General features: G+C 70.3%; 12 protein-coding genes and 1 pseudogene. 6 read left to right on the top strand and 7 right to left on the bottom strand.

All coding sequences use genetic code 11. The features are described 5' to 3' along the window. The coding region (locus GY24_RS16205) for a hypothetical protein (protein WP_133161227.1) at nt 1-220 on the bottom strand (220 nt) is incomplete at its 3' end. A gap of 165 nt (nt 221-385) precedes the next feature. Here GY24_RS16205 and GY24_RS16200 point away from each other — a divergent pair. After that, complete coding sequence (locus GY24_RS16200; RefSeq protein WP_233279425.1) at nt 386-841, top strand: plastocyanin/azurin family copper-binding protein; 456 nt, start codon at nt 386-388, stop codon at nt 839-841. A 128-nt stretch (nt 842-969) separates the two neighbouring features. On the opposite strand, the gene GY24_RS16195 is transcribed toward GY24_RS16200, so the two are convergent. Next, complete coding sequence (locus tag GY24_RS16195; RefSeq protein WP_104477541.1) at nt 970-1,431, bottom strand: DUF3817 domain-containing protein; 462 nt, start codon at nt 1,429-1,431, stop codon at nt 970-972. 138 nt (nt 1,432-1,569) lie between these two features. Between GY24_RS16195 and GY24_RS16190 the strand changes: the two genes are divergently transcribed. From GY24_RS16190 to GY24_RS16180, 3 genes are all read left to right on the top strand, one after another. Next, a complete protein-coding gene (locus tag GY24_RS16190; protein ID WP_083362806.1) occupies nt 1,570-2,013 on the top strand; it encodes a Fur family transcriptional regulator in 444 nt (147 codons plus the stop codon). A gap of 110 nt (nt 2,014-2,123) precedes the next feature. Further along, nucleotides 2,124-3,581: a catalase gene (locus GY24_RS16185; protein ID WP_104477538.1), complete on the top strand. Its 1,458-nt coding sequence runs from the start codon at nt 2,124-2,126 to the stop codon at nt 3,579-3,581. A 190-nt stretch (nt 3,582-3,771) separates the two neighbouring features. Next, nucleotides 3,772-3,963 carry a hypothetical protein gene (locus GY24_RS16180; protein WP_104477536.1) on the top strand — a complete coding sequence of 64 codons (192 nt, stop codon included), beginning with the start codon at nt 3,772-3,774 and terminating at the stop codon, nt 3,961-3,963. 216 nt (nt 3,964-4,179) lie between these two features. Here the strand turns inward: GY24_RS16180 and GY24_RS16175 are convergent, their stop codons facing one another. From GY24_RS16175 to purS, 3 genes are all read right to left on the bottom strand, one after another. Beyond that, entirely contained in the window at nt 4,180-4,974 is a 795-nt protein-coding gene (locus GY24_RS16175) for an endonuclease domain-containing protein (RefSeq protein WP_133161226.1), read from the bottom strand. A gap of 420 nt (nt 4,975-5,394) precedes the next feature. Next, entirely contained in the window at nt 5,395-6,093 is a 699-nt protein-coding gene (purQ, locus tag GY24_RS16170; RefSeq protein WP_104477532.1) for a phosphoribosylformylglycinamidine synthase subunit PurQ, read from the bottom strand. Next, nucleotides 6,093-6,359, bottom strand: coding sequence for a phosphoribosylformylglycinamidine synthase subunit PurS (gene purS, locus GY24_RS16165; RefSeq protein WP_162842941.1), 267 nt, complete (start codon nt 6,357-6,359; stop codon nt 6,093-6,095). The genes purQ and purS overlap by 1 nt, the downstream gene beginning before the upstream one ends. Nucleotides 6,360-6,525: 166 nt before the next feature. Here purS and GY24_RS16160 point away from each other — a divergent pair, with 166 nt between their 5' ends. Together GY24_RS16160 and GY24_RS16155 are read left to right on the top strand one after the other, a co-directional pair. After that, nucleotides 6,526-7,512 carry an ATP-binding cassette domain-containing protein gene (locus tag GY24_RS16160; RefSeq protein ID WP_104477530.1) on the top strand — a complete coding sequence of 329 codons (987 nt, stop codon included), beginning with the start codon at nt 6,526-6,528 and terminating at the stop codon, nt 7,510-7,512. After that, nucleotides 7,509-8,426 (top strand): ABC transporter permease, encoded by a 918-nt coding sequence (locus tag GY24_RS16155; protein WP_104477528.1) that lies wholly within the window; start codon nt 7,509-7,511, stop codon nt 8,424-8,426. Before GY24_RS16160 ends, GY24_RS16155 begins: the two co-directional genes overlap by 4 nt. A 33-nt stretch (nt 8,427-8,459) precedes the next feature. On the opposite strand, the gene GY24_RS16150 is transcribed toward GY24_RS16155, so the two are convergent. Together GY24_RS16150 and GY24_RS17755 are read right to left on the bottom strand one after the other, a co-directional pair. Further along, on the bottom strand, nt 8,460-9,860 hold the full coding sequence (locus GY24_RS16150) for a kynureninase (protein WP_104477525.1): 1,401 nt from the start codon (nt 9,858-9,860) through the stop codon (nt 8,460-8,462). Continuing rightward, a pseudogene (locus tag GY24_RS17755) lies at nt 9,857-10,492 on the bottom strand (hypothetical protein); the annotation flags it as partial. The pseudogene GY24_RS17755 and the gene GY24_RS16150, both read right to left, overlap by 4 nt.

The raw sequence follows: 10,492 nt of genomic DNA, 5'->3' as shown, positions 1-10,492 counted from the left end.
AGGAGCAGTGCTCGCTCCACATGACCGAGTACATGGCGAGCTCGCCGCTGGTGGGGCGACGGCCGAGGATCTTCTTGATCTGCTCGTACTCGTCGGGCTTGAGGCCGAGAGCGCCGTAGGGCTGCTCCTTCTCGGGCGTCGCGGCGGCATTCTGAACAGTGTCGGCGACACCGCGGCCCGCAGAAGCAGGCGCAGAAGTAGTGGCAGGGTTTTCGGTCACGAGTGGCGCTCTCCCAAAGCAATGGCACGGCCCGGGATGGCGGGCACGGCTGGCGGATGCTGGCTTCGCCCAGTCTATCGTTCAGCTCTGGGTGCTCCGCCCTCGTGCCCCCGGCCGCCGCGCCTAGGCTGGATGGGCCGATTCCCGGCGCACAGAAGGAGCACAATGGTCAACGCACACGCCGGATTCACGACGTCGGGAGACGCTGCCGGCGCCGTCTCCGCTGGGAGCGCGGCCGAGCGGATGCCGCGGGCCCGCCGCACCGCGCTGACGCTCGCCGCCGCGCTGATCAGCGTGCTGCTCGTCGTGCTGCTGAGCGGCTGCTCGAGCAAGCCGCCCGTCGTAGCCTCTGCCGATGCGGCATCCGTCGACGTCGCCGCGACCATCACGGTCAAGGACATGGCGTTCAGCCCGGCCGAGGTCACGATCAAGCCGGGCCAGGCGGTGACCTGGGTCTTCGACGACGGCGTCGTCAAGCACGACGTGGTCGCCGCCGACGGCAGCTTCGTCAGCGAGCTGATGGCCCAGGGCAGCTACACGCACGTCTTCACCGAGGCCGGCAGCTTCGACTACGGGTGCAGCCCGCACCCGCGCATGCTCGGCGTCGTCACCGTCGAGTAGCGCGCCCGCCCTCCCCCGTTGGCTTGAGGGAGCGCCAGCGACCGAAGCCACTACCGCCCGCGCGGCATCCGCAACGCAGAAGGCGCCACGTCCGAGGACGTGGCGCCTTCGCTGCAGGGCGGCCCTGGCTACTTCCAGCCGCCGGGAGGGCCGACGATCAGCAACACCGTCATGATGCCGGCGATGCCGACGACGAAGATGCCGATGAGTGCGGCCGGGTGGTTCAGGAACCAGCGCATGGTGCGGTCGATCCAGTGCTTGTCGCGCGGGTCGTCGCTCAGCTCGCGGCGCCACGGGCCGTTCAGGCGGCCGGTGCGGTCGGCCCAGATGTCGAACGGCACGGTGGCGTAGGGCACGATCGCGGTCGCGACTCCGAGCACGATCAGCGGGATCGACCAGCGCTGGTTCACACCGACGAGCACGGCCGTGAAGGCGTAGGTGAGGAACACCAGACCGTGGATCGACCCGGCGATGAGCACGGGCAATCCGCCGGCATCGAAGCCGTACTTGAGGATCATGGCGCCGATCAGGCCGGTCCAGGTGATGGCCTCGGCTATGGCAAGCGTGCGGTAAAAAAGGCGTGGTGACACGGGGTAAGCACTCCAAAGTGGTGGGGGTAATCCATCTTCTCAGCCGCGGCTTCCTTTTGGCATACGTCAAAAGGTTGAACATCGTCGAGGCTCACTCAGTTGTTTTGATTACATCAAAACAACTGCTAGCGTTGAGCCATGACCACGGATGCCGCACACGAGAGCACAGAGGGGCGCCTGCGCTCCGCCGGGCTCAAGGTCACGGCGCCGCGTCTCGCGGTGCTCGACGCCTTCCCGGCCGACCCCATCCACCTGAGCGCTGACGAGGTTTACGCCCGGGTCGCCCCCGCGCTGCCGAGCACCTCGCTGCAGGCCGTCTACGGCGTGCTCGCCGCGCTGGTCGCGTCCGGCCTGCTGCGCAAGATTGAGCCGGCCGGCTCGGCCGCCCGATACGAGAAGCGCATCGGCGACAACCACCACCACCTCATCTGCCGTGGCTGCAACGCCATCGAGGATGTCGACTGCGTCATCGGCGAGGCGCCCTGCCTCACGCCGAGCGACACGCACGGCTTCCGGCTGCAGGCCGCCGACGTCACCTTCTGGGGCCTCTGCCCCAGCTGCCAGGCGGCGCTCGCCGAGTAAGCCGGCATCCGCTCACCGCAGGCACGACGCCCAACCACCGCTGGTTGAGCCTGACCAAGCCTGCCCACACGCCTCTTCGACCCACCGAACACCAACAGAGTAAGGAAGCCATGTCGGAATTCACGACCACGCAAACCGGAACCCCCGTCGCCAGCGACGAGCACTCGCTCACCGCCGGAGCGAACGGGGCCACCGCGCTGCACGACCGTTACCTCGTCGAGAAGCTCGCGCAGTTCGCCCGTGAGCGCACCCCCGAGCGCGTCGTGCACGCCAAGGGCGGCGGAGCATTCGGCACCTTCGAGGTGACCGGTGACGTGTCGGCGTACACCCGTGCCGCCGTGTTCCAGCCGGGCGCCAGCAGCGAGACGCTGCAGCGCTTCTCCAGCGTCGCTGGCGAGCAGGGCTCGCCCGACACCTGGCGCGACGTCCGCGGCTTCTCGGTGAAGTTCTACACCACCGAGGGCAACTACGACATCGTCGGCAACAACACCCCGGTGTTCTTCATCCGCGACGGCATCAAGTTCCCCGACTTCATCCACTCGCAGAAGCGCCTCCCGGGCTCCGGCCTGCGCGACGCCGACATGCAGTGGGACTTCTGGAGCCTCTCGCCCGAGAGCGCCCACCAGGTCACCTACCTCATGGGCGACCGCGGCCTGCCGCGCTCGTGGCGCGAGATGCCCGGCTTCGGCTCGCACACCTACCAGTGGATCAACGCCGCCGGTGAGCGCTTCTGGGTCAAGTACCACTTCACCTCCAACCAGGGCAACATCGAGATCGACGCCGCCGAGGCCGAGATCATCGCCGGTGCGGATGCCGACCACTACCGCCGCGACCTCTACGAGGCCATCGCGGCCGGCAACTTCCCGTCGTGGGACCTGCACGTGCAGATCATGCCCTACGACGACGCGAAGTCGTACCGCTTCAACCCGTTCGACCTCACCAAGGTGTGGCCGCACGCCGACTACCCGCTGATCAAGGTGGGCACGCACACCCTGAACCGCAACCCGCAGAACTTCTTCGCCGAGATCGAGCAGGCAGCCTTCTCGCCCGCGAACACCGTTCCCGGCATCGACATCAGCCCCGACAAGATGCTGATGGCCCGCGTGTTCAGCTACCCGGACGCCCAGCGCTACCGCGTCGGCACCAACTACAACCAGATCCCCGTGAACGCGCCGCACGCGGCCCCCGTGCACAACTACTCGCAAGACGGCGCCCAGCGCCACGGCTTCAACTCGCCGTCGACGCCGGTGTACGCACCGAACTCGTTCGGCGGCCCGGCCGCCTCGGTTGAGGCGGCCGGCATGGGCACCTGGGAGAGCGACGGCGAGCTCGTGCGCGCCGCAGCCACCCTGCACTCCGAGGACAGCGACTTCGGCCAGGCGGGAACGCTCTACCGCGAGGTCTTCGACGACGCAGCCAAGGCTCGCTTCGTCGACACCCTCACCGGCCAGGGCTCCTCGATCACGATCGACGAGATCCGCGAGCGCTTCTTCCAGTACTGGACGAACGTCGACGCCGAGCTCGGCGCCACGCTCCGCGTGACCGTCGCGGCGGTCCTCGCAGCCTAGGTCACACCCCGTCCCGCCCGGGCGCACCTCGTGAGGTACGCCCGGGCGGAACACCCGCGTTGCCACCCGGCACCGCGAACAGGGCATTCGGTAGCCCACCAGTCATCGGGTGCCCCACCGACGCCGTCCAAAGAAGCTCTGCGTTCTCATCTGAACCCGCACGCGACTCGCGTGTGAAAAAGGAGCAACAATGAACTCGTACGTCACCACCGGCAACACCATCGCCCGCGCCTCGAGCGGCTTCGTCAGCACGGATGCCGCGGCGCCCCGTCCCCTCGGCGGCTATGTCTCCCTGCCGGCATCCGCCCAGGCCGCGCCCGCCGCGGGCAGCTACGTGCAGAGCGAGCTCGGCCGCGCGTCCCGCTACGTGCTGGCCAGCTAGCGGCTAGCCGGATGCCGGTCGCCGCGCGCAGCCCGCCGCGCGCAGTTCGCAGCCCGTGCTCGTCGAAGCGCCCCGACCCCACCTGGGTCGGGGCGCTTTCGCGTACCCGCCCGGCCGCCCATCGACTACGCGAAAAGTGCGCCACCCGGCGTGCGGTGGCGCACTTTTCGCGTAGTCGATGCGTCGAGAGCGGGCGGATGCGGCGGACGCGCGAGCCTAGCCGGGCCAACCCGCCTCGCGCAGCGCCGATCGAACCCGCGCGACGGTTGCGTCCGGGCGTGCGAAGAGCCCGTGGCGACGCACTTGGATGACCGTCCAGCCGGCGCGGCGCAGTGCGTCGAGGCGCGTCTGGTCGCGCTCGTACTGCCGCCTGCTGGTGCGGTGCTGGTCGCCGTCGTATTCGACGATCAGGCGCCACTCTGGGTACACCATGTCGACGCGCCCGATGAGCAGGCCCTGCCGGTCGCGCACGGCCTGGTTGAGCAGCGGCTCCGGCAGCCCCGCATCGACCAGCAGCAGGCGGAGCAAGGTCTCCGGGCGCGACTCCGCGCCGGCGCGCACCCGGGCGAGTGCCCGCACCGCAGCCCGCTTGCCGCGTCCGCGGTAGAGCGCGAGCCGGGCAGCCAGCTCGGTGATGCTGGTGAACGGTCGCGGATCGCCCGGGTCGCGGCTCTGCGGGTTGAGAACGAGATGGTCGCCGACGACCACGAGCTCCGCCGGCGCGAGCACAGCAGCCAGCGAAACCCAGGTCGCGGCGGGGTCAGTGACCGGCAGGCCGAATCTCCGGATGGGCGCAAGACCCGTCGCGGGGAGCTGATGGCTGATGATGCCGCGTGTCTGGGGCGGCCGCTGCGGCGCGTGGACCGAGATGTGCAGCGGCTCGCCAACTGTGAACGGCGCCGGGAGCGGCGTGCCCCAGAGGCGTGCCGCGGTCAGGTGGCTGAATACCTGGCCGGGGCGCATGCGCTCGGCGTATGCGGCGCACCTCTCGAGGACGCCGGGTTCGGGCATGAGCAAACTCTCGTACGGAGAGAGGGGTGGCGCGGCCGTGCCGGGGGCCGCGGTGCGCACCCCGTGAAACGGGCTCATGAGATCGGCGCTGCGCAGCCGCGCGGAGCTGAGCCCGGCGGACCGGGCTTGGCGCACCGAGAATGCGCGCCCGGAGAACTCGGGAGGCAGGGGTACGAGCCTGGGCATGCCCACATGATCGCGCACCCCTCACCCCGCCCGCAGAAGTTATCCACAGGCGTCGCCGCCCTGCGGCGCGCATCTGAGCGCGCACGCGGCATCCGCCTCATCGACTACGCGAAAAGTGCGCCACCCGGGCCGACTTGGCGCGCTTTTCGCGTAGTCGATGCGCCGCGCGCACGCAGAAGCGCCCGGCCCCGCGGATGCGGGAGCCGGGCGCTTCGGGAGGTGGCAGGCGTGGGCCTACGCGTTGACCAGTGCCTGCTTGATCACCGAGGTGAAGAAGGCGAGGCCGTCCACGCCGGAGCGCATGGCGACATCCGTGTCGGGGCCGAAACCCGCCTCGACGGCGTGCTCGGGGTGCGGCATCAGGCCGACGACATTGCCGCGAGCGTTGCGCACGCCGGCGATGTCGTTGAGCGAGCCGTTCGGGTTCACGTCCACGTAGCGGAACATGACCTGTCCCTCGCCCTCGAGGCGGGCGAGCGTCTCGGCGTCGGCGATGAATCCGCCCTCGCCGTTCTTCAGCGGGATGGTGATCTCCTGGCCGACGGCGAAGTCGCTGGTCCAGGCGGAGTCGGTGTTCTCGACGCGCAGCTTCTGGTCGCGGCAGACGAAGTTGCCGTGGTCGTTGCGGATCAGGCCGCCGTCGACGAGGTGCGCCTCGGCGAGCATCTGGAAGCCATTGCAGATGCCGAGAACGGGCATACCCTTGTTCGCGGCGTCGATGACCTCGGTCATGATCGGCGAGAGGCTGGCGATCGCGCCGCAGCGCAGGTAGTCGCCGTAGCTGAAGCCGCCGGGCAGCACGAGGGCGTCGACGCCCTCGAGGCTGTGGGAGCCGTGCCAGAGGGCGACGGGCTCGGCGCCGGCCAGACGCACGGCGCGCTGGGCGTCGCGGTCGTCGAGCGAGCCGGGGAAGGTGACGACGCCGATCTTCATCAGTGCGTCTCTCCGGCGGGGGTCTCGTAGTGGATGCCCACCACGTCTTCGATCACCGAGTTGGAGAGGATCTCCGCGGCGATCTGCTCGACCTCGGCGCGCACGGCGTCGGTGATCGGGCCGTCAACGGTGATCTCGAAGCGCTTTCCGATGCGCACGGAGCTGATTCCGTCCTTACCGATTCGGGCGAGGGCGCCGGCTACGGCCTTGCCCTGCGGGTCCAGCAGTTCGGCCTTCGGCATTACTTCGACGACGATCGTGGGCACCGTGATTCTCCATCCGGAGTTGAGAGGGGTGGGGTCGAGTCCAATTCTAGCCCGCGCCCCGACACCGCTCCGGACCGCCGGACCGCCCGGCCGCAAGCTGAGCAGCACCCGAGCGCCGCCGCCCAAGCCCTTGCCGCCTCGGGGGCGCGCGACTACCGTGCACTAGGTGAGCTTTATTCAGATCGAGGGTCTGGTGAAGATCTACCGGCCCAAGGGCGCCGACCCGGTGCACGCACTCGACGGCGTCGACCTCGACGTGCGGCAGGGCACCGTGCGCGGGCTGCTCGGCCCGAACGGCGCGGGCAAGACCACCATGGTCAAGGCGCTGACGACGCTGATCAAGCCGGATGCCGGCCACGCCACGATCGACGGCATCGACGTGGTGCGCGACGCGCACCGCATCCGCCCGATCATCGGCGTCTCCGGCCAATACGCCGCCGTCGACGAGAACCTCACCGGATTCGAGAACCTCGAGATGGTCGGCCGGCTCTACCACCTCGGCGCGAAGGCCTCCAAGCGCCGGGCACAGGAGCTGATCGACGCCTTCGAGCTGACCGAGGCGCAGAACCGCCCGGTCAAGGGCTTCTCCGGCGGCATGCGGCGGCGCATCGACCTCGCCGGCGCCATCTTCTCCCGCCCGCCGGTGCTCTTCCTCGACGAGCCGACAACGGGCCTTGACCCGCGCAGCCGGCTCGGCATGTGGGACGTCATCACGTCGCTGGTGAGCGAGGGCACTACGGTGCTGCTGACCACGCAGTACCTCGAGGAGGCCGACCGCCTGGCCGACGACATCTCGGTGATCGACGGAGGCAAGCTGATCGCCGAGGGCACCGCTGACGAGCTCAAGGCGCAGATCGGCGGCCAGCAGATCGAGCTGACGCTGATGGATGCCGCCGACGGCAGCGTGGCCGGCGAGATCCTGCGCCGGCACGGCGAGGCCCAGCCGCACGTGGGCGGCGACGGCCGGGAGCTCTCCGTCGGGGTGCGCGAAGGCCCGCTCGCGCTCGAGCGGGTGCTCGGCGAGCTGAACGCCGCCGGCATCCGTCTGCACGATGCCGGCATGCGCCGGCCGACCCTCGACGATGTGTTCCTCAAGCTCACCGGGCATTCCGCCGGCGGCGAGGAGGAGCAAGACGGGGAGGTGGAGTCATGAGCGGCCAGCGCACCGAATCGACCGGCTCGACCGATTCAACCCACTCGCCCGCGGCGACAGAGGTCACGGAGGCCGTCGTCGGCACCGGCCTGCCGAATGCCGCCAGCATTCCGACATCCGTCGGCACCTGGATCAGCGACGGCTGGATCACGACCCGGCGCAACCTCATCAAGATCAAGCGCGTGCCGGACATCCTGGTCTTCACGACCCTGCAGCCCATCATGTTCGTGCTGCTGTTCACCTACATCTACTCGGGCGTCATCACGATCCCGGGCAGCAGCTACACCGAGTTCATCATGGCCGGCATCTTCGCCCAGACCGTGGTGTTCGGCTCCACCTACTCCGGCTCGGCGATGGCGCAGGACCTGAAGGACGGCATCATCGACCGCTTCCGCACCCTGCCGATGAGCCCGTCGGCCGTGCTGATCGGCCGCACCAACGGCGACCTCTGCATCAACGCCCTCTCCATGGTCGTGATGATGCTCACCGGCCTGATCGTCGGATGGCGCATCAACTCCAGCTTCTGGGAGGGCGTGGCGGGGGTCGCGCTGCTGCTGCTGTTCGCCTACGCCTTCTCCTGGGTGATGGCGTTCGTCGGCATGAGCGTGCGCAGCCCGGAGGTCATCAACAACGTGGCGTTCCTGATCCTGTTCCCGTTGACCTTCATCTCCAACGCCTTCGTCCCGGCCGAGACGCTGCCGCCGGTGCTGCAGACGATCGCCGAGTACAACCCGGTGTCGGCGCTGGTGCAGGCCGCCCGCGAGCTGTTCGGCAACGTGCCGCCTGGCGCCCCCGTCGGCGACGCCTGGACCCAGCAGTATCCGATCGCGACGGTGCTGATCGGCGTCGCGGTGATGCTCGGGGTGTTCGTGCCGCTGTGCATCCGCAAGTTCGTGCGGATCAGCTCGCACTGACTGCGGATGCCGGCGCCGACCGGCGCCGGCCTGCTACTGCTTCCCGGCGAGCACCGCCACGAGCGTGTCGCGGGCGGCGGCCAGGCCCCGGTAGACCTCGTCGAAGCTCGTCGACAGCGGGGCGAGGCCGATGCGGAGGCCGCCCGGGTCGCGGTAGTCGGGGATCACGTCCTGCGTCCAGAGGCGCGCGTTCACCTCGCGCATCGCTGGGTGGTGCAGGGTGACGTGCCCGCCGCGCTCGGCCGGGTCGGCCGGCGTCGCGAGCGTGGCGCCGAGCGGCGCCAGCCACGCCTCGTGCAGGCGGATCGCATACGCCGTCAGCGCCTCCGACTTCGCGCGGATGGCGGCCATGCCCGCCTCCTCGATCATCTCCAGCGTGTCCTGCATCGCGAGCATGCCGACGATCGAGGCGGTGCCGCTGACGAAGCGCTGCATTCCGGGCGCCGGCTCATAGCGGGGCCCCATCGCGAACATGTCGCTGGTGCCCCACCAGCCCTGGATCGGCTGGGACAGCTCGCCCTGCAGTCCCTCTCGTACGTAGGCGAAGGCGGGGGAGCCCGGGCCGCCGTTCAGGTACTTGTAGGTGCAGCCGACGGCCAGGTCGAAGCCCCAGGCGTCCGCCTCCACCGCGGTCGCGCCGGCCGAGTGGCAGAGGTCCCAGAGGATGAGCGCGCCGGCCTCGTGCGCGATGCGGGTGAGCTCGGCGGCATCCGCCAGGTGGGCGGAACGGTAGGCGACGTGCGAGACGACGACGAGCGCCGTTTTCGGGCCGACGACGCCGGAAAGCTGCTCGGCGGTCACGCCGGCGCTCGTGTCGACCTCGACCCAGCGCAGGGTGAGCCCGCGCTCCTTCGCGATGCCGTCGAGCACGTAGCGGTCGGTCGGGAAGTTGTCGGTGTCGAGCACGATCTCGGTGCGCTCCGGGTCGCGCGCCACCTGGGCGTCGACGGCGGCGCGGGAGAGCTTGTACAGCAGCACCGTGGTGGAGTCGCCGATGACGGTCTGACCGGCGGCCGCGCCGATCACCGAGGCGCCGATCCGGTCGCCGATCTCGTAGGGCAGGCGCAGCCACTTCTCGTCCCAGCCGCGGATCAGCCGGCCGGCCCACTCCTCGCGGAGGAAGGTCTCGACCCGCTCGATCGCCGACACCGGCGGGCGCCCGAGCGAGTTGCCGTCGAAGTAGACCAGGTCGCTGTCGGCCCCGGCGAAGCGGTCGCGGTAGTGGGCGAGCGGGTCCGCGGCATCCGCCTGCCGGGCGACGGCGAGAAGGGCGTCGCTGCCGGTGTTGTCGCTGCAGGTGCTGGCGGTGCTGGCGCTGGCGGTGGCCGCCCTGTCGCTGCCCGGTGCCGTGGTGCCCGATGCGCCGTCGAGCAGCGAGTCGGATGCGTCGGCGGCGCGGTGCAGGCCGGGGCCCGGCTTCGGGAACGGGGTCATGGCAGGGTCTCCTCGAGCTGGGCGGTCGTGGTGCCGCGGGCTCCGGCGAGCCAGCGGGCGGTGTCAGAACTGTAGCCGGTGGTGGGCGGAGTTCCGGGGACCCAAGCCAGGCGCGGCCCGATCGCGGCCTGCGGTGCGGGCTCGCCGCCGGCGATGCTGGCGACGAGGGCATCCGGGGTCAGCTCGGCCGCGGCCAGGGCGAGCAGCTCGCGCTCGTTCACCCCGTTCGGCAGCGGACCGTTGCCGAGGTCGGTGCCGTACAGCACGCGCCCGCCGGCCGCTGCGAAGCGGCGCACGTTGTCGATGGCGGTCAAGCGCGCGGGTGTCTCCGCGCCCCAGCCGTGGATGTCGAGAGTGGAGATCCAGGCCAGCCCGGCGCCGGCCATGCGCTCGAGCAGGGCGTCGCCGAGCCGCTCGGTGAACGGGGCGTGGGCGAGGGCGGACACCCCGGCGGCGAGCGCCCGCTCGGCCTGCCCGGCGCCCTCCGTGTGCGCGACGACGGGGAGTCCGTGCGCGCGGGCGGCGGCCACGACGGCGATGGCCACCGCGTCGGCCGGGACCGGCCCGGCCGCGCTGTTGAGCATGAGCTTGATCACGCTGGCGCCGGCCGCGCGCTGGGCGGCGACGGCCGC

The organism is Microterricola pindariensis, from assembly GCF_002936985.1.
GTDB lineage: Bacteria > Actinomycetota > Actinomycetes > Actinomycetales > Microbacteriaceae > Microterricola > Microterricola pindariensis.
Note: the sequence above shows the minus strand (reverse complement) of the source record. Positions and strands in the feature narration are given on the sequence as shown.